At 63.7% G+C, this 20,382-nt stretch carries 22 protein-coding genes; 11 read left to right on the forward strand and 11 right to left on the reverse strand.

Annotated elements, in window-relative coordinates; translation table 11 throughout:
• Nucleotides 1–115 precede the first annotated feature (115 nt).
• The gene (gene rpsT / locus ABE456_RS21600) at nucleotides 116–394 is read right to left on the reverse strand and encodes a 30S ribosomal protein S20 (protein WP_003247625.1); all 279 of its coding nucleotides are present in this window, start codon (nucleotides 392–394) and stop codon (nucleotides 116–118) included.
• Between the two features lie 250 nt (nucleotides 395–644).
• On the opposite strand from rpsT, the gene murJ reads away from it, so the two are divergent.
• The 6 genes from murJ to ispH all read left to right on the forward strand — a co-directional run bounded on the left by murJ (nucleotide 645) and on the right by ispH (nucleotide 7,980).
• Nucleotides 645–2,183 (forward strand): murein biosynthesis integral membrane protein MurJ, encoded by a 1,539-nt coding sequence (murJ, locus tag ABE456_RS21605; RefSeq protein WP_346645742.1) that lies wholly within the window; start codon nucleotides 645–647, stop codon nucleotides 2,181–2,183.
• A gap of 118 nt (nucleotides 2,184–2,301) precedes the next feature.
• A complete protein-coding gene (ribF, locus tag ABE456_RS21610) occupies nucleotides 2,302–3,252 on the forward strand; it encodes a bifunctional riboflavin kinase/FAD synthetase (RefSeq protein ID WP_346645743.1) in 951 nt (316 codons plus the stop codon).
• On the forward strand, nucleotides 3,249–6,080 hold the full coding sequence (ileS, locus tag ABE456_RS21615) for an isoleucine--tRNA ligase (protein WP_346645744.1): 2,832 nt from the start codon (nucleotides 3,249–3,251) through the stop codon (nucleotides 6,078–6,080). The genes ribF and ileS overlap by 4 nt, the downstream gene beginning before the upstream one ends.
• A complete protein-coding gene (gene lspA, locus ABE456_RS21620; RefSeq protein WP_014589581.1) occupies nucleotides 6,073–6,588 on the forward strand; it encodes a signal peptidase II in 516 nt (171 codons plus the stop codon). The genes ileS and lspA overlap by 8 nt, the downstream gene beginning before the upstream one ends.
• A complete protein-coding gene (fkpB, locus tag ABE456_RS21625) occupies nucleotides 6,581–7,018 on the forward strand; it encodes an FKBP-type peptidyl-prolyl cis-trans isomerase (protein ID WP_012270371.1) in 438 nt (145 codons plus the stop codon). Before lspA ends, fkpB begins: the two co-directional genes overlap by 8 nt.
• 14 nt (nucleotides 7,019–7,032) lie before the next feature.
• On the forward strand, nucleotides 7,033–7,980 hold the full coding sequence (gene ispH / locus ABE456_RS21630) for a 4-hydroxy-3-methylbut-2-enyl diphosphate reductase (RefSeq protein WP_346645745.1): 948 nt from the start codon (nucleotides 7,033–7,035) through the stop codon (nucleotides 7,978–7,980).
• A gap of 129 nt (nucleotides 7,981–8,109) precedes the next feature.
• On the opposite strand, the gene ABE456_RS21635 is transcribed toward ispH, so the two are convergent.
• The gene (locus ABE456_RS21635) at nucleotides 8,110–8,598 is read right to left on the reverse strand and encodes a GspH/FimT family pseudopilin (protein ID WP_346645746.1); all 489 of its coding nucleotides are present in this window, start codon (nucleotides 8,596–8,598) and stop codon (nucleotides 8,110–8,112) included.
• A gap of 109 nt (nucleotides 8,599–8,707) precedes the next feature.
• Between ABE456_RS21635 and ABE456_RS21640 the strand changes: the two genes are divergently transcribed.
• Genes ABE456_RS21640 through thiO form a run of 5 tightly spaced genes read left to right on the forward strand, consistent with a single transcriptional unit; the run spans nucleotide 8,708 to nucleotide 11,534 of the window.
• Nucleotides 8,708–8,890, forward strand: a complete 183-nt coding sequence (locus ABE456_RS21640; protein ID WP_346645747.1) for a prepilin-type N-terminal cleavage/methylation domain-containing protein — start codon at nucleotides 8,708–8,710, stop codon at nucleotides 8,888–8,890.
• Nucleotides 8,887–9,531, forward strand: coding sequence for a prepilin-type N-terminal cleavage/methylation domain-containing protein (locus ABE456_RS21645; RefSeq protein WP_346645748.1), 645 nt, complete (start codon nucleotides 8,887–8,889; stop codon nucleotides 9,529–9,531). The genes ABE456_RS21640 and ABE456_RS21645 overlap by 4 nt, the downstream gene beginning before the upstream one ends.
• Nucleotides 9,528–9,992 (forward strand): hypothetical protein, encoded by a 465-nt coding sequence (locus tag ABE456_RS21650; protein WP_346645749.1) that lies wholly within the window; start codon nucleotides 9,528–9,530, stop codon nucleotides 9,990–9,992. Before ABE456_RS21645 ends, ABE456_RS21650 begins: the two co-directional genes overlap by 4 nt.
• A 1-nt stretch (nucleotide 9,993) precedes the next feature.
• Nucleotides 9,994–10,383: a type IV pilin protein gene (locus tag ABE456_RS21655; RefSeq protein WP_346645750.1), complete on the forward strand. Its 390-nt coding sequence runs from the start codon at nucleotides 9,994–9,996 to the stop codon at nucleotides 10,381–10,383.
• Nucleotides 10,384–10,436: 53 nt separating this feature from the next.
• Nucleotides 10,437–11,534 carry a glycine oxidase ThiO gene (gene thiO / locus ABE456_RS21660; protein WP_346645751.1) on the forward strand — a complete coding sequence of 366 codons (1,098 nt, stop codon included), beginning with the start codon at nucleotides 10,437–10,439 and terminating at the stop codon, nucleotides 11,532–11,534.
• Nucleotides 11,535–11,648: 114 nt separating this feature from the next.
• Here the strand turns inward: thiO and ABE456_RS21665 are convergent, their stop codons facing one another.
• The 9 genes from ABE456_RS21665 to ABE456_RS21705 form a co-directional block, all read right to left on the reverse strand.
• Nucleotides 11,649–13,058 (reverse strand): amidase, encoded by a 1,410-nt coding sequence (locus tag ABE456_RS21665; protein ID WP_346645752.1) that lies wholly within the window; start codon nucleotides 13,056–13,058, stop codon nucleotides 11,649–11,651.
• A 1-nt stretch (nucleotide 13,059) separates the two neighbouring features.
• Nucleotides 13,060–14,337, reverse strand: coding sequence for a Zn-dependent hydrolase (locus ABE456_RS21670; protein WP_346645753.1), 1,278 nt, complete (start codon nucleotides 14,335–14,337; stop codon nucleotides 13,060–13,062).
• A 53-nt stretch (nucleotides 14,338–14,390) separates the two neighbouring features.
• Complete coding sequence (locus tag ABE456_RS21675) at nucleotides 14,391–15,086, reverse strand: ABC transporter ATP-binding protein (RefSeq protein ID WP_346645754.1); 696 nt, start codon at nucleotides 15,084–15,086, stop codon at nucleotides 14,391–14,393.
• The gene (locus ABE456_RS21680) at nucleotides 15,086–15,838 is read right to left on the reverse strand and encodes an ABC transporter ATP-binding protein (protein ID WP_346645755.1); all 753 of its coding nucleotides are present in this window, start codon (nucleotides 15,836–15,838) and stop codon (nucleotides 15,086–15,088) included. The genes ABE456_RS21675 and ABE456_RS21680 overlap by 1 nt, the downstream gene beginning before the upstream one ends.
• Nucleotides 15,838–16,857, reverse strand: a complete 1,020-nt coding sequence (locus ABE456_RS21685; protein WP_039614951.1) for a branched-chain amino acid ABC transporter permease — start codon at nucleotides 16,855–16,857, stop codon at nucleotides 15,838–15,840. The genes ABE456_RS21680 and ABE456_RS21685 overlap by 1 nt, the downstream gene beginning before the upstream one ends.
• Nucleotide 16,858: 1 nt before the next feature.
• On the reverse strand, nucleotides 16,859–17,719 hold the full coding sequence (locus tag ABE456_RS21690; protein WP_012270382.1) for a branched-chain amino acid ABC transporter permease: 861 nt from the start codon (nucleotides 17,717–17,719) through the stop codon (nucleotides 16,859–16,861).
• 65 nt (nucleotides 17,720–17,784) lie between these two features.
• Nucleotides 17,785–18,987, reverse strand: a complete 1,203-nt coding sequence (locus ABE456_RS21695) for an ABC transporter substrate-binding protein (RefSeq protein ID WP_346645756.1) — start codon at nucleotides 18,985–18,987, stop codon at nucleotides 17,785–17,787.
• Between the two features lie 90 nt (nucleotides 18,988–19,077).
• Nucleotides 19,078–19,842, reverse strand: a complete 765-nt coding sequence (locus ABE456_RS21700; protein ID WP_346645757.1) for an FCD domain-containing protein — start codon at nucleotides 19,840–19,842, stop codon at nucleotides 19,078–19,080.
• Between the two features lie 227 nt (nucleotides 19,843–20,069).
• The gene (locus ABE456_RS21705) at nucleotides 20,070–20,300 is read right to left on the reverse strand and encodes a PP0621 family protein (RefSeq protein WP_346645758.1); all 231 of its coding nucleotides are present in this window, start codon (nucleotides 20,298–20,300) and stop codon (nucleotides 20,070–20,072) included.
• Between the last annotated feature and the right edge of the window lie 82 nt (nucleotides 20,301–20,382).

A 20,382-nucleotide genomic window follows, 5' to 3' on the forward strand; every position in this document is an offset into this window, starting at 1 on the left:
GCGCAGCCCCTTCGCGACACAAGGCCGCTCCTACAAAAAGCGGATTGGCGTTGTCGCATAAATCGCAGGCAACAAAAAACCGACCCTAGGGTCGGTTTTTCGACTAGCGCGTCGCTTAGGCAGCTGCAGCTTCTTTCAGCGCCTTGATGTGGCCATTCAGACGGCCTTTGTGACGAGCAGCCTTGTTCTTGTGGATGATACCCTTGTCGGCCATACGGTCGATTACAGGTACAGCCAGAACGTAAGCGGCTTGCGCTTTTTCGGCGTCTTTTGCGTCGATGGCTTTAACTACATTCTTGATGTAGGTGCGGACCATGGAACGCAGGCTGGCGTTGTGGCTGCGACGCTTCTCAGCCTGTTTTGCACGTTTCTTGGCGGAAGGTGTGTTGGCCACCGTCGAGCTCCTCGAAAGACTTTAGGTAAATAGCAAACAAAATAGGCCGCGAATCATGCCGATCAGTCGACCGGATGTCAAGGCCACCTGCAAGGATCCGCCGAGCGGTGCGCCAACAAGAGGGAAAGATTCCTTTCTGCTGCGCGACCTGTACACTCGGGAATTTTTGGCTTCCCTGCGAAGGCGCGGGAGTATCGCACATTCGGACGCTGTCTGGCAGCGTCCTCTGCCCTTGACGTGAATCTTTTCGATGAACCTGCTCAAATCCCTGGCTGCGGTAAGCTCGATCACCATGATTTCGCGGGTGCTGGGCTTCATTCGCGACACCATCCTGGCCCGTATCTTTGGTGCTGGCGTTGCCACTGACGCCTTCTTCATCGCGTTCAAACTGCCCAACCTGCTGCGGCGCATCTTCGCTGAAGGTGCGTTTTCCCAAGCCTTTGTGCCGATCCTGGCCGAATACAAGACCCAGCAAGGCGAGGAGGCCACGCGTACCTTCGTCGCCTATGTCAGTGGTTTGCTGACCCTGGCCCTGGCCGTGGTAACCGCTATCGGCATTCTGGCGGCGCCGTGGGTGGTGTGGGCAACGGCCCCGGGCTTTGTCGACAGCGCCGAAAAATATGAGCTGACCACCGCTCTGTTGCGGGTGACGTTTCCTTATATATTGCTGATCTCGCTGTCGTCCCTGGCCGGGGCGATCCTCAATACCTGGAACCGTTTCTCGGTGCCGGCCTTCACCCCAACCCTGTTGAACGTGGCGATGATCGCCTTCGCCGTGCTGCTCACGCCGTACTTCAACCCACCGATCATGGCCCTGGCCTGGGGCGTGCTGGCCGGTGGCCTGGCGCAGTTGCTGTACCAGCTGCCGGCGTTGAAGAAGATCGGCATGCTCGTGCTGCCCCGCCTGAACCTGCGTGATGCGGGTGTGTGGCGGGTACTCAAGCAGATGCTGCCGGCAATTCTTGGGGTGTCGGTAAGCCAGATTTCGCTGATCATCAACACCATTTTCGCCTCGTTCCTGGTGGCCGGCTCGGTGTCCTGGATGTACTACGCCGACCGCCTCATGGAGCTGCCGTCGGGGGTGCTGGGCGTGGCCCTGGGCACCATCCTGCTGCCGACCCTGGCCAAGACCTATGCCAACAAAGACCGCGAGGAGTACTCGCGGATCCTCGACTGGGGCCTGCGCCTGTGCTTCCTGCTGGTATTGCCGTGCACCCTGGCCCTGGCCATTCTTGCCGAACCACTGACCGTGGCCCTGTTCCAATATGGCAAGTTCAGTGCGTTTGATGCGGCCATGACCCAGCGGGCGTTGATGGCCTATTCCGTAGGCTTGCTGGCGATCATTCTGGTCAAGGTACTGGCACCGGGCTTCTATGCGCAGCAAAATATCCGCACGCCGGTGAAGATCGCGGTATTTACCCTGGTCTGCACCCAGCTGTTCAACCTTGCCCTGGTCGGCCCGCTCGCGCATGCCGGCCTGGCATTGGCGATCAGCCTCGGTGCCTGCCTGAATGCCGGCCTGCTGTTCTGGAAACTGCGCAGTCAACAGTTGTTCGAGCCTCAGCCAGGCTGGGCCATGTTCCTGCTCAAGCTGGTTTTGGCAGTGACGTTGATGTCGGCGGTACTGTTGGCAGGCATGCACTATATGCCGGCTTGGGAGCAGGGCATCATGCTTGAGCGCTTCATGCGCCTGGGCGCACTGATCCTGGCTGGCGTCGTGACCTATTTCGGATGCCTGTACCTGTGTGGTTTCCGGCCCCGGCATTTTGCCCGCAAGGCCTTGCACTGAGGCATCGGGCGGGTCAGGCGTCGGTTTTTCGCATTCCACGCCGCCCTTGGGCGCTGCTGCCTGTCACCGGCGCCCGGGTGTGGTTATAATCGGCCACTTTATGAGCAAGAAGCGCGTTATGCAGCTGGTTCGAGGTCTTCACAACCTGCGCCCCGAGCACCGGGGCTGTGTCGCCACCATTGGCAACTTCGACGGGGTTCACCGCGGCCACCAGGCAATCCTGGCGCGCCTGCGCGAGCGCGGCCAGGCCTTGGGCCTGCCGACCTGCGTGGTGATCTTCGAACCGCAACCACGCGAGTACTTCGCCCCCGATACCGCGCCGGCCCGCCTGGCCCGCCTGCGCGACAAGGTCGAGTTGCTGGCGGCCGAAGGCATCGACCGGGTGCTGTGCCTGGCGTTCAACCAGCGCCTGAGCAAGCTCAGTGCCGATGCCTTCGTCAAGGCCATCCTGGTCGACGGCCTGGGTGTGCGCCACCTCGAAGTGGGCGATGACTTCCGCTTCGGCTGCGACCGCGCCGGCGACTTTGCCTTCCTGGTCGACGCTGGCAAGCAGTACGGTTTCACCGTCGAGGCCGCCAACACGGTGATCCAGGACGGCCTGCGGGTCAGCAGCACCGAAGTGCGCAAGGCCCTGTCCGAAGGCAACTTCGAACTGGCCGAGCACCTGCTGGGCCGGCCGTACCGCATCACCGGCCGCGTGCTGCATGGCCAGAAGCTGGCCCGCCAGCTCGGTACACCTACCGCCAACATCCAGCTCAAGCGCCGCCGCGTGCCGCTGTCCGGGGTCTACCTGGCCAGCATCGAGATCGACGGCAAGGCCTGGCCGGGTGTCGGCAATATTGGCGTGCGTCCCACCGTCGCCGGTGACGGGCGCCCGCACCTGGAAATTCATCTTCTGGACTATGCCGGCGACCTTTATGGCCGGCGCCTGACGGTGGAGTTCCACCACAAGCTGCGTGAAGAGCAGCGATTCGCCTCCCTGGAGGCGCTGAAGTCGGCGATCGATGCGGATATCGCCGCCGCACGTGCACATTGGCACGCTCAACCGCTAACGAAGAGCCTGAAATGACCGACTACAAAGCCACGCTTAACCTTCCGGACACCGCCTTCCCCATGAAGGCCGGCCTGCCTCAGCGCGAACCGCAGATCCTGCAGCGCTGGGACAGCATTGGCCTGTACCAGAAGCTGCGCGAAATTGGCAAGGATCGTCCCAAGTTCGTCCTGCACGACGGCCCGCCCTATGCCAACGGCAAGATTCACATCGGTCATGCGCTGAACAAGATCCTCAAGGACATGATCGTCCGTTCCAAGACCCTGGCCGGCTTCGATGCGCCGTACGTGCCGGGCTGGGACTGCCATGGCCTGCCGATCGAGCACAAGGTCGAGGTTACCCACGGCAAGCACCTGTCGGCTGACCGCACCCGCGAGCTGTGCCGCGAGTACGCCGCCGAGCAGATCGAAGGGCAGAAGACCGAGTTCATCCGCCTGGGCGTGCTGGGTGACTGGGACAACCCGTACAAGACCATGAACTTCGCCAACGAGGCCGGTGAAATCCGCGCGCTGGCCGAGATGGTCAAGCAAGGCTTCGTGTTCAAGGGCCTGAAGCCGGTCAACTGGTGCTTCGACTGCGGTTCGGCCTTGGCCGAGGCCGAAGTCGAATACGCCGACAAGAAATCGCAGACCATCGACGTAGCCTTCCCGGTTGCCGATGAGGCCAAGCTGGCCGCCGCCTTCGGCCTGGCCTCGCTGGCCAAGCCCGCTGCCATCGTGATCTGGACCACCACCCCGTGGACCATCCCGGCCAACCAGGCGCTGAACATCCACCCGGAGTTCAAGTACGCCCTGGTCGACACCGGCGAGCGCCTGCTGGTGCTGGCCGAAGAGCTGGTCGAGTCGTGCCTGAAACGCTACAACCTGGAAGGTTCGGTGATTGCCACCGCCCAGGGTTCGGCGCTGGAGCTGGTCAACTTCCGTCACCCGTTCTACGACCGCCTGTCGCCAGTCTACCTGGCCGACTACGTCGAACTGGGCGCCGGTACCGGTGTGGTGCACTCCGCGCCAGCCTACGGTGAAGACGACTTCGTCACTTGCAAACGCTACGGCATGGTCAACGACGACATCCTCACCCCGGTGCAGAGCAACGGCGTGTATGTCGAGTCGCTGCCATTCTTCGGCGGCCAGTTCATCTGGAAGGCCAACCCGGCCATCGTCGAAAAACTGGGCGAAGTCGGTGCGCTGATGCACACCGAAACCATCAGCCACAGCTACATGCACTGCTGGCGCCACAAGACCCCGCTGATCTACCGCGCCACCGCGCAGTGGTTCGTGGGCATGGACAAGCAGCCGACCACTGGCGAGCCGCTGCGTGAGCGCGCGCTGAAAGCCATCGAAGACACCAAGTTCGTCCCGGCCTGGGGCCAGGCGCGCCTGCATTCGATGATCGCCAACCGCCCGGACTGGTGCATTTCGCGTCAGCGCAACTGGGGTGTGCCGATCCCGTTCTTCCTGCACAAGCAAACCGGCGAACTGCACCCGCGCACTGTCGAGCTGATGGAAGCCGTGGCCAAGCGCGTCGAGCAGGAAGGCATCGAGGCCTGGTTCAAGCTGGACGCCGCCGAACTGCTGGGCGCTGAAGCCGAGCAGTACGACAAGATCGCCGACACCCTCGACGTGTGGTTCGACTCGGGCACCACCCACTGGCATGTACTGCGTGGCTCGCACGACATCGGCCACGCCACCGGCCCGCGCGCCGACCTGTACCTGGAAGGTTCCGACCAGCACCGTGGCTGGTTCCACTCTTCCTTGCTGACCGGTTGCGCCATCGACAACCACGCGCCATACCGCGAGCTGCTGACCCACGGCTTCACCGTGGACGAAAACGGCCGCAAGATGTCCAAGTCGCTGGGCAACACCATCGAGCCGGAGAAGGTCAACAACACCCTGGGTGCCGACATCCTGCGCCTGTGGGTTTCGGCCACCGACTATTCCGGTGAAATGGCCGTTTCCGAGCAGATCCTGCAGCGCAGCGCCGACGCCTACCGCCGTATCCGCAACACCGCGCGCTTCCTGCTGTCCAACCTGTCCGGCTTCGACCCGGCCCGTGACCTGCTGGCCCCGGAAGACATGCTGGCACTGGACCGCTGGGCCGTGGACCGCACCCTGCTGCTGCAACGCGAGCTGGAAGAGCACTACAGCGAGTACCGTTTCTGGAACGTCTACTCCAAGGTGCACAACTTCTGCGTGCAAGAGCTGGGCGGCTTCTACCTCGACATCATCAAGGACCGCCAGTACACCACTGGCGCCAACAGTGTCGCCCGCCGTTCCTGCCAGACTGCGCTGTACCACATCAGCGAAGCGCTGGTGCGCTGGATCGCGCCGATCCTGGCGTTCACCGCCGACGAAATCTGGCAGTACCTGCCGGGCGAGCGCAACGAGTCGGTGATGCTCAACGGCTGGTACCAGGACCTGAGCGAGCTGCCGGAAGGCACCGAGCTGGACCGCGCCTACTGGGACCGCGTAATGGCGGTGAAGGCATCGGTCAACAAGGAGCTGGAAAACCAGCGTACCGCCAAGGTCATCGGCGGGAACCTGCAGGCCGAAGTCACCCTGTACGCCGACGAAGGCCTGAGCGCCGACCTGGGCAAGCTGGGCGATGAGCTGCGCTTCGTGCTGATCACCTCGGCGGCCAGCGTGGTGCCGTTCGTACAAGCACCGGCAGAAGCCGTGGCCACCGAAGTCGAAGGCCTGAAGCTGCAAGTGGTCAAGTCCGGCCACACCAAGTGCGGCCGTTGCTGGCACTTCCGCGCCGACGTTGGCAGCCACCCGGAGCACCCGGAAATCTGCGGCCGTTGCGTCGACAACCTGAGCGGTTCGGGTGAGGTGCGTCACTATGCCTAACCCTGCAGCGGGGCGCTTCGGGCGCCTTGCATGGCTTTGGCTGAGCTTGCTGGTCCTGGTCGTCGACCAGGCCACCAAGCTGTACTTCAACAATGCCCTGACCATGTACCAGCAGATTGTGGTCATCCCTGACTACTTCAGCTGGACCCTGGCCTACAACACCGGTGCCGCGTTCAGCTTCCTGGCTGATGGCGCCGGCTGGCAACGCTGGCTGTTCGCCCTGATCGCCGTGGTGGTCAGTGCCGTGCTGGTGGTGTGGCTCAAGCGCCTGGGGCGCAACGAGACTTGGCTGGCCGTGGCGCTGGCGCTGGTGCTGGGTGGGGCCATCGGCAACCTGTACGATCGCATCGTGCTGGGCCATGTGGTGGACTTCATCCTGGTGCACTGGCAGAACCGCCATTACTTCCCGGCCTTCAACGTGGCCGACAGCGCCATCACCGTTGGTGCGGTGATGCTGGCGCTGGATATGTTCAAGAGCAAGAAGTCCGAGGATCCGGTCCATGACTGACACCCGTATCGGCCAGAACACCGAAGTCACCCTGCACTTCGCGCTGCACCTGGAAAACGGCGACACTGTCGACAGCACGTTCGACAAGGCCCCAGCCACCTTCAAGGTGGGCGATGGCAACCTGCTGCCGGGCTTTGAAAGCGCCCTGTTCGGCTTCAAGGCCGGTGACAAGCGTACGGTGGTAGTGGCCCCGGAGAATGCCTTCGGCCAGCCCAACCCGCAAAACGTGCAAGTCATGCCGCGGTCCAACTTCGAGGGCATGGAACTGTCCGAAGGGCTGTTGATCATCTTCAACGACGCCGCCAACACCGAGCTGCCGGGTGTGGTCAAAGCGTTCGATGACGACCAGGTGACCATCGACTTCAATCACCCACTGGCTGGCAAGACCCTGACCTTCGAGGTGGAGATCCTCGAGGTTAAGGCCCTGTAAGCCTGGAGCCGAGCATGCAAATCAAACTCGCCAACCCTCGCGGCTTCTGCGCGGGGGTCGACCGGGCGATCGAGATCGTCAACCGCGCGCTGGAAGTCTTCGGCCCGCCGATCTATGTGCGCCACGAAGTGGTGCACAACAAGTTCGTGGTGGAAGACCTGCGCAACCGTGGCGCCGTCTTCGTCGAAGAGCTGGACCAGGTGCCAGACGATGTCATCGTCATCTTCAGTGCCCACGGTGTTTCCCAGGCCGTGCGCCAGGAAGCCGCTGGCCGTGGCCTGAAAGTGTTCGACGCCACCTGCCCGTTGGTAACCAAGGTGCACATCGAGGTGGCCAAGTACAGCCGCGATGGCCGTGAGTGCATTCTCATCGGCCACGCAGGGCACCCGGAAGTCGAAGGCACCATGGGCCAGTACGACGCCAGCAACGGCGGCGCCATCTACCTTGTCGAAGACGAGGAAGATGTTGCCAACCTGCAGGTGCGCGACCCGGACCACCTGGCTTTTGTCACCCAGACCACGCTGTCGATGGACGACACCAGCCGCGTCATCGACGCCCTGCGTGCACGCTTCCCGAACATCGGTGGCCCGCGCAAGGACGACATCTGCTACGCCACCCAGAACCGCCAGGACGCGGTCAAGCAGCTGGCTGACGAATGCGATGTGGTACTGGTGGTCGGCAGCCCGAACAGCTCCAACTCCAACCGCCTGCGCGAGTTGGCCGAGCGCATGGGCACCCCGGCCTACCTGATCGACGGTGCCGAAGACCTGCAACGCGGCTGGTTCGACCAGGCCGCACAGATCGGCATCACCGCCGGTGCTTCGGCCCCCGAAGTGCTGGTGCGTGGCGTGATCGAGCAGCTCAAGGCCTGGGGCGCCACGGGCGCTGAAGAGCTGGATGGGCGGGAGGAGAACATCACCTTCTCGATGCCTAAAGAGCTGCGGGTTCGTTCGTTGATCTGATGTAAGCCAGTTCTGGCCTCATCGCCGGCAAGCCAGCCCCCACTGGAATAACACTGCCTTCAAGGCTTGTGTTGTACCTGTGGGAGCTGGCTTGCCGGCGATAGGGCCAGCAAAGCCGACTCAAGGCTATCAGGATGCACACCGAGTATTGTGGCGGTCCTCTGCAAACACGTTGACTCGTCCCGTCGATGCCATTACCACTTGGTAGCGGCTGGTGGCAGATGAGCGCTCGCACACTTCCAGCGTAAACGAGAACCAGGTGTTAGCCAGGTTCATCGGCACTCCCTGCGCACTGAACTTGAATTGCTCGCCTTTACTGCTGGTGATGTTCAAAGGCCGCGCCAGTCGCTGCTCACGCAGCACCTGCTGGTTATGCTCCAGCGCCACCCGCCAACCATTCCCCCAATTACCGTCCAACGCCTGCACCAGTACCGGCTGGCCCTGCAGCAACGCATGGCTGCGCGCACTGCGCAGTGCCTGGGCCAAATCACGGGCAGCCGCCGCCCGGTGTAAGTCATCGCTCATCCTGGCGTAGGCCGGCATGCCGAGCTGTGTCAGCAACACCGCCACGGCCAAGGCCGACAACATTTGTATCAGTGTTACGCCGCGTTGCTTCACCGTGCATTCCTCCCAGGAAGTGCTTGGCTATAGCTTCCTGGTGGTTGGGCAACGGGTCCAGTCGCCCAAGTTGAAGGCAATTGCGGGAAAAATCGCAGGAGGTGCAGGGATGCACGCAAGGCAACGGGGCATGACGCTCCTGGAAGTGTTATTGGCTGTGGTGGTCGTGGCCGTGGGCATGTTCGCGGCGGCGGGGTTGCAGTTGAAGGCCCTGCAGGCTGTGGACAGCGCGCGTCGCGATGGGCAGGCGGCTATGGCGGCGCACAGTGAGCATGAACGGGGGCGTCGATGAAACGCGCCCAAAGTGGTTTTGGCTTGCTTGAGCTGATGCTGGCGCTGGCCATTGGGTTGATGTTGCTGGCGGCGGCTAGTCAGCTCTTCACATCGGCCCACCAGACCTGGCGCCTGCAAAGTGCTGCGGTACGTATGCAGGACGAGGCACGGCAGGCGTTGCTACGCATGGCTCAGGATATACGCATGGCCGGGATGTTCGGTTGCTTGCGTCTGAAACCTGACGATTTCGATGACCCAACGGTGCAACAAGTATTCGCTCGCCCTTTGGTGATCGAAGCATCCACCCTCAGTCTGGTCGTGGCAGAGCTGCCCGGGCAAGCTGGTGCACCTGACTGGTTTGTGCAGACCGATTGCCTTGAAGAAGCGTCTGTGGATGCAGACCGCAAGGCCGGGTACTCACTGGTGTACCCGGTCAGCAGGTATGTCTACCAGCTCCAAGGCAATACGCTGAAGTTCAAGCGCGGAAAAAGCAAATTTCAACCGTTGCTTGAGAATGTGCAGGCGATGCGTCTCCAGCGCGTGCAAATGGCAGAGGGAGAGCGGGTGGATGTCACCCTGATGCTTTACGAACCCACGCTCAAACTCGAACAGCGCCATGAGTTGAGCGTCGCAATCCGCAACCCGGTACCCGCTTCATGAGCCGCCAACGTGGTGTTGTCCTGCTGTTGGCCTTGGTACTCAGCATGCTGCTGGGCCTGCTCGCCGCATCCGCCCTGCGTGACGCGCTGGTGGAAACGCGTATGACCGGCTACCTGAGCGATGGCCTGCTGGCGCTGGAAGAGGCCGAGGCCGCCTTGCATGCAGGCGCGCGCGAACTTGAACGTGCGCCGCCAGGTTCTTGTAACGCGTGCCTGCCACCAGCCCGACCGCACGATCTGGTTGGGCAATGGCAAGCCACCCAGACCGGCTACTTCCATCTACAGAGTCTGGGTGTCAGCAAACGTGCCGCGCATATGCCAGAAGGGCAGCCGGTCACCCTGTTCAGGATAACCGCCGTCAGCAAGCAAACCCAGTCACGGCATGTACTGGAAGCGGTCTACGCCGTTGCCGCTGGCACAACCCAACGCATTACCTGGCGGCAAAGATTGCGAGGAGACTGACATGCAGCAAGGCTTGAGCCTGATCGAGTTGTTGATTGTGCTGGCCGTGACCGGCATTCTGGCAGCCATTGCCTACCCCAGTTACAGCGACCAGCTTCGGCGAGCCGCGCGCAGCGAAGTGGTTGGCCTGCTGCATGATGCTGCCCTGCGCCTGGAGCGCCACCGCGTGCGCACCGGCCAATACGCCGAGGGCGACCCGGCCTTGCCCGACGGTAACCGCTACTACAGCCTGCAGGCCCAGCGCGACAGCGACACCTTCACGTTGCGCGCCCGGCGGCTGCCGCATGGGCTGATGGCGCAGGACGGTTGTGGTGATTACCAGCTCGACCAGGCCGGTGTGCAGCGCAATCCGGGTGCCGTTGAACACAGCGCGCACTGCTGGGGAAGCTGAAGGTTGAATGATGCCCGGTGCATCGCGGTTTTACTTCAGGTTTGGATCGACAGATGAGCAAGCAAGTAGTGGTGGTCGGCGGCGGGGTGATCGGCCTGCTGACGGCGTTCAACCTGGCAGCCAAGGTCGGCCAGGTGGTGGTGTGTGATCAGGGTGAGGTTGGCCGTGAGTCGTCCTGGGCCGGCGGTGGCATCGTCTCGCCGTTGTACCCGTGGCGCTACAGCCCGGCAGTGACCGCCCTGGCACACTGGTCGCAGGACTTTTATCCACAGTTGGGCGAGCGCTTGTTCGCCAGCACCGGCATAGACCCCGAAGTGCACACCACCGGCCTGTACTGGCTCGACCTGGACGACGAAGCCGAAGCGCTGGCCTGGGCCGAGCGCGAGCAGCGGCCGCTGAGTGCGGTGGATATCTCGGCGGCCTATGACGCGGTGCCGGTACTGGGCCCTGGCTTCAAGCGCGCCATCTACATGGCTGGCGTGGCCAATGTGCGCAACCCACGCCTGGTGAAGTCGCTGAAGGCGGCGCTGCTGGCGCTGCCTAACGTGACCTTGCGCGAGCACTGCCAGATCACTGGTTTCGTGCAGCAGGGCGGGCGGGTAACGGGCGTGCAGATGGCCGACGGTGTGCTGGCGGCGGATGAGGTGGTGCTCAGTGCTGGCGCCTGGAGCGGCGACCTGTTGCGCACGCTTGGCCTGGAGCTGCCGGTGGAGCCGGTGAAGGGCCAGATGATCTTGTTCAAGTGCGCCGAAGACTTCCTGCCGAGCATGGTGCTGGCCAAGGGGCGCTATGCGATCCCGCGGCGTGATGGGCACATTCTGGTGGGCAGTACGCTGGAGCATGCCGGGTATGACAAGACACCCACCGAGGATGCGCTGGAGAGTTTGAAGGCTTCGGCAGTGGAGCTGTTGCCTGAGCTGGAAGGGGCCACGGTGGTGGCGCACTGGGCCGGGCTGCGGCCGGGGTCGCCTGAGGGCATTCCGTACATCGGGCCGGTGCCGGGGCATGCTGGGTTGTGGTTGAACTGCGGGCATTACCGTAACGGGTTGGTGCTGGCGCCGGCTTCGTGCCAGCTGTTTACCGACCTGCTGACCGGTGCCGAGCCGATCATTGACCCGGCGCCCTATGCCCCAGAGGGGCGTTTGGGCTGAGGGCCTCTTCGCGGGTAAACCCGCTCCCACAGGTACGGCACAGGTTTTGAGAACTGTGCGGTCCCTGTGGGAGCGGGTTTACCCGCGAAAAGGCCAGTGAAGCCAGTAGAGATATCAGCCGGTAATCGGCGCCTGTAAATGCCGGCTCGGGTAATGCTGCTCATACACCTTGCACACCCGTAGCACTTGCTGATCGGCAAAGCGCCCGGCCACCACCTGCAGCCCCACCGGCAAGCCTTCGCGGGTAAACCCGCAGGGCACCGAAGCCGCCGGCTGCTGGGTTAGGTTGAAGGGGTAACTGAACGGCGTCCATTCCATCCATTGCGCCATCCCCGACCCAGGCGGCACGTTGTGCCCGGCCTCGAACGCCACCAGCGGCAGCATCGGCGATACCAGCACGTCGTAGCGCTGGTGGAAGGCATTCATCTTCGCAATCAACTCCGCCCGTGCCTCCAGCGCCTGGGTGTACTCGCTCAGGCTGATGCGTGCCCCCTGTTCGGCAATCCAGCGCAACCCCGGGTCAAGCAGTGCCCGCTGTTCATCGCTGAACCCACTGGCCAACCGCGCCGCCCCGGCAAACCACAGGGTATTGAAGGTTTCCAGCGGGTCGCCAAAGCCTGGGTCCACTTCCTCAACCTGTGCGCCCAGCCGTGCCAGGCGCTGCACCGCTTGTGCCACCAGTGCCTGAATCTGCGGGTCGACCTGCACGTAGCCGAAGTCGGCGCTGTAGGCGATGCGCAGGCCGCTCAGGTCTTGTTCCTGGCCTAGCCACGCTGCCTGCCGTGGTGCGCCGGCCAGCCCGTCACGGGCATCAGGCCGGGCCACACAGTCGAGCATCAATACCGAGTCGTCTACGGTGCGCGTCATCGGCCCCAAGTGCGAAAGCACCGTCATGGCGCTGGCCGGCCATTGCGGTACATAGCCAAATGTCGGCTTGATGCCGAAGGTGCCGGTAAAGGCGCAGGGGATGCGTATCGAACCACCGGCATCGCTGCCCTGGTGCAGCACGCCCAGGTTCAACGCGGCAGCTGCCGCCGCACCACCGGACGAGCCGCCAGCGGTCAGCCGGGTATCCCAGGGGTTGCGGGTAATGCCATACAGCGGGTTGTCGGTGACCCCTTTCCAGCCGAACTCGGGCGTGGTGGTCTTGCCCACCAGCACTGCGCCGGCTTCGCGCATGAAGGCGGTGAAGGGCGCATCGACCTCCCACGGGCCTGCGCCCGAGGTAGTGCGCGAGCCCTTGCGGGTGGGCATGCCGCAGGTCAGGGTCAGGTCCTTGATCGACGCGGGTATGCCATCCAGCCGGCCACAGGGCTCGCCGCGTTGCCAGCGCTGTTCGCTGGCGCGGGCGGCGGCGCGGGCACCTTCGCCATCGACGTGGCAGTAGGCGTTGACCGCCGGGTTGTGCAGGTCGATGCGCGCCAGTACATCATCGATTACCTCTACCGGTGACAGCTGGCGGCGCTGGTACAGTGCGAGCAGTTCGACGGCGGTGAACTCGCCAATCGCGGTTTTCTGGGTCATCTCAACGGGCTCCGGGGTTGGCGGCCTGAAACATGGCACGCAGCAGTACGTCGCAGCCATCGGCCAGGTCCTGCGGTGCGGCATTTTCGATTTCGTTGTGGCTGATGCCACCCTCGCACGGCACGAAGATCATCCCGGCCGGGCCCAGTTCGGCAAGGAAGATGGCATCGTGGCCGGCGCCGCTGACGATATCCATGTGGCTCAGGCCCAGCTCGCGTGCGCCCTGGCGTACGGCATCCACACACTGCTCGGCGAAGTACAGCGGCGGGAAGTCGGCGGTCGGCGTCAGTGCATAGCTCAGCCCGTGTTTTGCCGCGCTGGTTTCAATGGCGGCGCGCACTTCGCTGACCATGGCGGCGAGGTGCTCGGGGGCGAGGTGGCGCAGGTCGATGGTCATCTGCACCTGGCCGGGGATGACGTTACGCGAACCTGGGTGCAGGGTCAGGCAGCCGACCGTGCCGCAGGCATGCGGTTGATGGGCATGGGCCACGCGGTTGACCGCTGCCACTACTTCGGCGGCGCCGACCAGGGCGTCCTTGCGCAGGTGCATCGGGGTAGGGCCGGCATGCGCCTCGACGCCGGTCAGTACCAGGTCGAACCATTTCTGCCCCAGGCAGCCCTGGACCACGCCGATGGTGGTGCGCTGGTCTTCCAGCACCGGGCCCTGCTCGATGTGCGCTTCGAAATAGGCGCCGACGGCATGCCCGGTGGGTACGCGGGGGCCGGCGTAGCCGATGCGCTGCAATTCCGTGCCTACCGACAGGCCCTGGTCGTCGACCTTGTCCAGGGTTTCCTGCAGGCCGAACTTACCGGCGAACACGCCCGAACCCATCATGCACGGCGGAAAGCGCGAGCCTTCTTCGTTGGTCCACACCACCACTTCCAGCGGGGCTTCGGTGGTCAGGTTCAGGTCATTCAGGGTACGGATCACTTCGAGGCCGGCCATGACCCCGTAGCAGCCATCGAACTTGCCGCCGGTGGGCTGGGTGTCGATATGGCTGCCGGTCATCACCGGTGGCAGGGCAGGGTTGCGGCCGGGGCGGCGGGCGAAGATGTTGCCGATGGCGTCGACGCTGATGGTGCAGCCGGCTTCTTCGCACCAGCGCACGAACAGGTCGCGGGCCTGGCGGTCGAGGTCGGTCAGGGCCAGGCGGCACACGCCGCCCTTGGCGGTGGCGCCGAGCCGGGCCAAGTCCATCAGTGATTGCCAGAGGCGCTCAAGGCTGACCAGTGAGCCTTGGCCGAGCAGGTGCTGCGAGGGATCGATGCGGGTGTTCATGGATCATCTCTCCTGAAAATATTGGGTTGCCGGTACAGAAAAGCAGGCCTGGGTCAGGCGCTAAGGGCCAGGTAACGGTTCTTGATGGTCGGGTCTTCGCGGAACTGCGCAGCACTGCCCTGGTAGGCAACCCGGCCTTGCTCCAGCACGTAATGGCGGTCAGCAAGGGCATCGCAGACCATCAGGTTCTGCTCCACCAGCAAAATCGACAGGCCTTCGTCCTTGATCCGCCGCAAGATCTTCACCAGCTCGTCGACAATCACCGGGGCCAGGCCTTCAGTCGGCTCGTCGAGAATCAGCAACTTGGGGCCGTTAAGCAGGGCGCGGGCAATGGCCAGCATCTGCTGCTCGCCACCAGACAGGGCAAAACCGCCGTTGCGGCGCCGCTCCTTCAACCGTGGGAACATGCTGTACACGTCCTCCAGCTGCCAGCGGCTGGTCTTGCGCACGGCAATCTTCAGGTTCTCCTCCACGCTGAGCTGGCGGAAGATGCCGCGGTGCTCTGGCACCAGGGCAATGCCGAGCCGGGCGATATCGAAGATTTCGCGGCCGACCAACTGCTGGCCGTTGAAGCTGATCTGCCCCTGCCGTGGGCGGACGATGCCGAGGATGCTGCGCAAGGTGGTGGTCTTGCCGGCGCCGTTGCGCCCGAGCAAGGTCACCAGCTCGCCAGCCTCGACCTTGAGCGAGACGCCTTCGAGCACATGGCTCTTGTCGTAGTAGGAGTGGATCGAATCGACGTTGAGCATCAGGCGGCCTCTCCAAGGTAGGCGGTGCGCACGCGCGCGTCATTGCGCACCTGTTCAGGGGTACCCTCGACCAGGATCTGGCCGTGGCTCATCACCGTGATGCGCTGGCTGATCGACATGACGATGCTCATGTTGTGCTCGATCAGCAGCACGGTGTGGTCGCGGCCGAGGTCGCTGATCAGGTCGGTCATCACCGGGATGTCGTCGATGCCCATGCCCGAGGTGGGTTCGTCGAGCATCAGCAGGGTGGGTTTGGCGCAGATCGACATGCCCACTTCCAGCACGCGCTGCTGGCCGTGCGAGAGTTCACCGGCCAGGGTTTCGGCGCGTGCGGTAAGCTTCAGGCGCTCCAGCACCTGGTCGGCGGTGTTCCAGTGGCTGCGCTTGTGCTCGACGCTGCGCCAGAAGTTCAGCGCGCCCAGGCCATCGCGGCCCTGGGCGGCCAGGCGCAGGTTTTCGCGCACCGACAGGTTCTGGAACAGGCTGGTGAGCTGGAACGAACGCGCCATGCCCAGCGCCACTCGGCCGTGGGATGGCTTGTGGATGATGTCCTGGCCGTTGAACAGGATCTTGCCCGCAGTGGCCTGGCGCTCGCCGGTCAGGCAGTGGAACAGGCTGGTCTTGCCGGCGCCGTTGGGGCCGATGACTGTGTGGATGGTGCCGGCGCGCACTTTAAGGTCCACGCCGGCGACTGCCTTGAACGGCCCGTAGGCCAACTCCAGCTGGCGGGTTTCCAGGAGGTAGTCGCTCATCACAGGGTCTCCTTGGTCTTGGCCTGGGGTTTGTCATTGGCGTTGCGGTTTGCCAGCAGGCGCTTGCCCAGTTCGGCCAGGCCGCCCCACAGGCCGCCGCGCATGAACACCACCACCAGGATCAGGATTACCCCCAGCAGCATCAGCCAGCGCGGCCACAGTTCCGACAGCACGTCGCCCAGCAGCACGATGGCGCCGGCCCCCAGCAGCGAGCCGAACAGCGAACCGGTACCGCCGACGATGGTCATGATCAGGATGTTCTCGCTCATCATCAGGTCGATGTTCGACAGTGGCGCAAAGTGCAGCAGCATGGCGTACAGCGCCCCGGCGATACCGGTGATGGCACCCGACAGCATGAACACCAGGATCTTGAAGTGGCGGGTGTCGTAGCCGATGGCGGCGGCGCGGGTTTCGTTTTCGCGGATGGCCAGCAGGGTGCTGCCAAACGGCGAGCGGATCACCCGCAGGGCACCGGCGAAGATCAGCAGGAACAACACCGCGACAAACACATAGAAGTGCCGTGGGTCGGCCAGGTCGACCAGCACATGGCCGGCAATCTCGATGTTCGGCCGCGGTACGTCGAGCAGGCCGTTGTCACCGCCGGTCCAGCCGCTGAGGGTGTAGGCCAGGAAGTAGGCCATCTGGCTGAAGGCCAGGGTCAGCATGACGAAGTAGATGCCCGTGCGGCGGATTGCCAAGGCACCCACCAGCAGCGCCAGGAAGGCACCGAACACCGCTGCGCCGAGCAGGGCGGCGAACATGCCCCACTGCAGGTGGATCATCAGCAGCGCCGCGCCATAGGCGCCCACGCCAAAGAAGATGCCCTGGCCGAACGACAGCAGGCCGGTGTAGCCGAGCAGCAGGTTGCAGGCCAGCGCGGCCAGGGCAAAGATCAGGATCTCGGTGGCCAGGGTGGCCGAGGGCAGCAGCAGCGGCAGTGCCACCAGGCTGGCGACCACCAGCAACAGCAGCGCCGGGGCGCGGCCCTTGGCGACTGGCAATGGGTTCTTTTCGCTCATCTCAGGCTCTCCCGAACAGGCCATAGGGACGGACCAGGATCACCGCCGCCATGGCGCCGTAGATCATCAGGCTGGCGCCTTGCGGCCAGAGGCTGGTCATCATGCTTTGCACCACACCCACCAGCAGGCCGCCGACCAGCGCACCGCCGAACGAGCCCATGCCGCCGATCACCACCACCACGAAGGCGATGCCGAGGATTTCCGGGCCGACAAAGGGCTGGGCACCACGCAGCGGCGCGAACAGCACGCCTGCCACGCCGGCCAGGCCCACGCCCAGGGCGAAGGTGAGGGAGAACAGGCGGAAGATGTTGGTGCCCAGCAGCGACACGGTTTCGGTGCTTTCGCTGCCGGCCCGCACCAGCGCACCGAAGCGTGTGCGTTCCAGCAGCAGCCACAGGCCAACGCCGATCAGCGCGGCGAAACCGATCAGGAACAGGCGGTAGTAGGGGTAGATGAAGTCACCGAGGATCAGCACCCCGCGCAGCTCGGGCGGCACGGCGATGTTCTTGCCCACCGGGCCCCAGATCAGCACCGAGGCTTCCTGGATGATCAGCGCGATGCCGAGGGTGACAAGGATCTGGAAGGTGTGCGGCAGGTGGTAGATGCGCTTGATCAGCAGGCGCTCGACCGCCCAGGCCAGCGCGGCCACCACCAGCGGCGCGATCAGCAGTGCCAGCCAGAAGTTGCCGGTGATGGCCACGGCGGTGTAGCACAGGTAGGCGCCCAGTAAGAAGAATGCGCCGTGGGCGAAGTTGACGAAGTTGAGCAGGCCGAAAATGATCGTCAGGCCCACGGCGATGAGGAAGTAGATCATCCCCAGGCCCAGGCCGTTGAGCAGTTGGAACAGGTACAAATCGAGCATGAGCGTGCCCTCGACAGCGCGCGGGGCGGCTGCCTGTACGAGTGTTTTTGACTAACGCCGCGGCTTCAGGCCAGGGCGCAACCGGTGTGGTCGACCTCGACGAACGAGCGGCCCGAGCTGATGATTTCGGCCAGGTCGTCCTCGTCGCGCATCTGCCCTTGGGGCTTGCCGCGCAGCAGGTAGTAATCCTTGAGCACCTGGTGGTCGCCCGGGCGGATCAGCTCTTCGCCGGTCGGGCCCTGGAAGCGCATGCCCTGCAACGCCGCAGACACGGCGGCGCCGTCCAGGCTGCCGGCCTTGACGATGGCCTCGAGCATTACCTTGGTACCGATGTAGTCGGCGGCCAGCGGGTAGTTGGGGTTGATGCCGTAGGCCTTGCGGGTGGCGGCGACCAGCTGCTTGTTCAGCGGGGTATCGACCTGGTGCCAGTACTGCGCGCCCAGGTACACGCCTTCGAGCACGTCACTGCCCAGCTCCTGGAACTGGTCGAGGCCGGCCGACCACACCATCAGCACTTTCATGCGGTCCTTGATACCGAAATTCACCGCCTGGCGCAGGGCGTTGGACGCCTGGCTGCCGAAGTTGAGCAGCACCAGCACGTCGGGCTTGGCGGCAATGGCGTTGGTCAGGTAGCCGGAGAACTCCTGCTCCTGCAGCGAGTGGTAACTGTTGCCGATGTGTTCCACGCCCAGCTCGGCGAACACCTTGCGGGCGTTGTCCAGCAGGGCATCGCCGAACACGTATTGCGGCGTGATGGTGTACCAGCGCTTGGCCTGGGGCAGCTGGCGAATCATCGGTACCAGCGTTTCGCGGATGGCACCGTAGGTGGGCACCGACCAGCGGAAGGTCGAGGCGTTGCAGTCTTTGCCGGTGATTTCGTCGGCACCCACAGGCGTCATGAACACGCCGCCGGCCTTGTGGATTTCCTTCGACACCGCCAGCGCCGAAGACGACAGGGTGCAGCCCTGGAAGAAGCGTGCGCCATCCTGGCCGATGGCTTCCTGCACCTTGCGCACCGCCTTGCCGGCGTTACCTTCGGTGTCGATGACCTTGTACTTGAGCGGGTGGCCGAGCAGCTGCGGGTACTCGGCGATGGCCAGGCGCGAGCCCATGTCGGCGTACTTGCCGTAACTGGCGAAGGCGCCCGACATGGATTTAAGCCCATAGAAGGTCAGCGGTTGGTCGGCGAATGCCCGGTGCGCTCCCAAGGGGAGGCTACCTAAGGCACCCAGGGCAAGGCCTGCCTTGAGCAGGGTACGTCTTTGCATGAGTAACTCCTTGGTTGTGGTTATTAGGCAGGAGTGGCAATGACAAAGCGGGTACGGCCGGGCCTGTGTGCAGGCCTCTTTCCAGGCGCATCAGTGGTGGTGGTCGAACTCCAGCAGGAAGTTGCGGGCAACCTCGCCTTCCAGCGCGGTCATGTGGTGTTCGGCGTCGCACATGTGTTCGTGCATCAGCCGGCGTACGGCGGGTTCGTCGCTGGCGCGCAGGGCGGCCAGCAATTGCTTGTGGTAGTCGATGTTGGCGGCGGCGAATTGCTGGCGTTTGGGCAGGTAGGCCTTTTTCAGCACCACCAGGTCGCGCAGCAGGTCGTTGAGGAACACCGCCATGAAGCGCAGCAACGGGTTGGGGCAGCGGTCGGCCAGCAAGGTATGGAACTCCAGTTCCGCCAGGCGTTGCTCACGCTGGCCTTCTTCGCTGTCTTCCGGCGCGCTGCAGAAGTTGATGTTGGCCTGCAGCGCGGCATAGTCGGCTTCGCTCAGCTTGCCCATGACCGACACGGCCAACTCCACCTCGATGACTTTGCGCAGCTGGTACACCTGTTCACCGTCCAGATGCTGGAAGTGCAGGTAGTTGCGCAGCGCGCGGCTGGCTGGCTCGGTGCCCGCCTCAACGAGGTAGGCGCCGCCGGTCGGGCCGGTGCGGGTGCTGACCAGGCCTTCGACCTCAAGGGCCTTGAGCGCTTCGCGGGCGGTGCCTTTGGAGCATTCGAAATGCTCCATCAGCTCACGCTCGGTGGGCAGACGGTCGCCTGGGTGCAGCGCTTCGGTGACGATCGAGCGCTTGACCGATTCGACGATCACATCCGACAGCTTTTGGCGCTTGCGTTTGGGTTTGAGCATTTCGCTATTTTTCATATTTATGCGGATAAATAGGATTTAGCGAGTTTTGCCGGGGTGGGTCAATGCTGGAGGAGGGGGAGGGGTCGTAAATGATGCAAAAGGGTCGGGGAGGGATAAGTAGAGAGGGGAATCGACCGCGAACCCTGTGGGAGCGGGTTCACCCGCGAATGCGTCGGCAGCTTCAAAGCCGCATTCGCGGGTAAACCCGCTCCCACAGGGTTCTTTATTTAGTTTTGGCGGCCAGGGCCTTGCTGCAGGTGTGCCTGGCTGCAGTACCACTCGCTGCCTTGCTGCAGTGCCCGGTCATTGGGCAGGTGCACGCCGCAATGGGCACAGCGCACCATCTTCAGTGGCGCATCCAGCTTCGCCTCGGGGTGCGACTGCTGGCTGACTTTGAACTTGCGCCACAGCCAGAACGCGGCGGCGATCAGGGCGATCCAGAAAAGTAGGCGAACCATGGTGTCCAGCTTGTCGGTTGAAGAAACCGACAGTCTAGGACGCGGCCAATAAAAAAGGGAGGCCTAGGGCCTCCCTTTCATT

Origin of the sequence: Pseudomonas sp. TWI929, from assembly GCF_039673335.1 — a bacterium.
Lineage (GTDB): Bacteria > Pseudomonadota > Gammaproteobacteria > Pseudomonadales > Pseudomonadaceae > Aquipseudomonas.

Bases quoted from the DNA above. Each gene is read 5' to 3' on its own strand.
- ispH (WP_346645745.1), top strand. From the start codon at position 7,033: ATGCAAATCAAACTCGCCAACCCTCGCGGCTTCTGCGCGGGGGTCGAC.
- ABE456_RS21670 (WP_346645753.1), bottom strand. From the start codon at position 14,337: ATGAACACCCGCATCGATCCCTCGCAGCACCTGCTCGGCCAAGGCTCA.
- murJ (WP_346645742.1), top strand. From the start codon at position 645: ATGAACCTGCTCAAATCCCTGGCTGCGGTAAGCTCGATCACCATGATT.
- ABE456_RS21700 (WP_346645757.1), bottom strand. From the start codon at position 19,842: ATGCTCAAACCCAAACGCAAGCGCCAAAAGCTGTCGGATGTGATCGTC.
- ABE456_RS21690 (WP_012270382.1), bottom strand. From the start codon at position 17,719: ATGCTCGATTTGTACCTGTTCCAACTGCTCAACGGCCTGGGCCTGGGG.
- ABE456_RS21650 (WP_346645749.1), top strand. From the start codon at position 9,528: ATGAGCCGCCAACGTGGTGTTGTCCTGCTGTTGGCCTTGGTACTCAGC.
- ABE456_RS21655 (WP_346645750.1), top strand. From the start codon at position 9,994: ATGCAGCAAGGCTTGAGCCTGATCGAGTTGTTGATTGTGCTGGCCGTG.
- ABE456_RS21685 (WP_039614951.1), bottom strand. From the start codon at position 16,857: ATGAGCGAAAAGAACCCATTGCCAGTCGCCAAGGGCCGCGCCCCGGCG.
- ribF (WP_346645743.1), top strand. From the start codon at position 2,302: ATGCAGCTGGTTCGAGGTCTTCACAACCTGCGCCCCGAGCACCGGGGC.
- ABE456_RS21645 (WP_346645748.1), top strand. From the start codon at position 8,887: ATGAAACGCGCCCAAAGTGGTTTTGGCTTGCTTGAGCTGATGCTGGCG.
- ileS (WP_346645744.1), top strand. From the start codon at position 3,249: ATGACCGACTACAAAGCCACGCTTAACCTTCCGGACACCGCCTTCCCC.
- ABE456_RS21695 (WP_346645756.1), bottom strand. From the start codon at position 18,987: ATGCAAAGACGTACCCTGCTCAAGGCAGGCCTTGCCCTGGGTGCCTTA.
- thiO (WP_346645751.1), top strand. From the start codon at position 10,437: ATGAGCAAGCAAGTAGTGGTGGTCGGCGGCGGGGTGATCGGCCTGCTG.
- ABE456_RS21705 (WP_346645758.1), bottom strand. From the start codon at position 20,300: ATGGTTCGCCTACTTTTCTGGATCGCCCTGATCGCCGCCGCGTTCTGG.
- ABE456_RS21675 (WP_346645754.1), bottom strand. From the start codon at position 15,086: ATGCTCAACGTCGATTCGATCCACTCCTACTACGACAAGAGCCATGTG.
- ABE456_RS21680 (WP_346645755.1), bottom strand. From the start codon at position 15,838: ATGAGCGACTACCTCCTGGAAACCCGCCAGCTGGAGTTGGCCTACGGG.
- ABE456_RS21640 (WP_346645747.1), top strand. From the start codon at position 8,708: ATGCACGCAAGGCAACGGGGCATGACGCTCCTGGAAGTGTTATTGGCT.
- lspA (WP_014589581.1), top strand. From the start codon at position 6,073: ATGCCTAACCCTGCAGCGGGGCGCTTCGGGCGCCTTGCATGGCTTTGG.
- ABE456_RS21665 (WP_346645752.1), bottom strand. From the start codon at position 13,058: ATGACCCAGAAAACCGCGATTGGCGAGTTCACCGCCGTCGAACTGCTC.
- fkpB (WP_012270371.1), top strand. From the start codon at position 6,581: ATGACTGACACCCGTATCGGCCAGAACACCGAAGTCACCCTGCACTTC.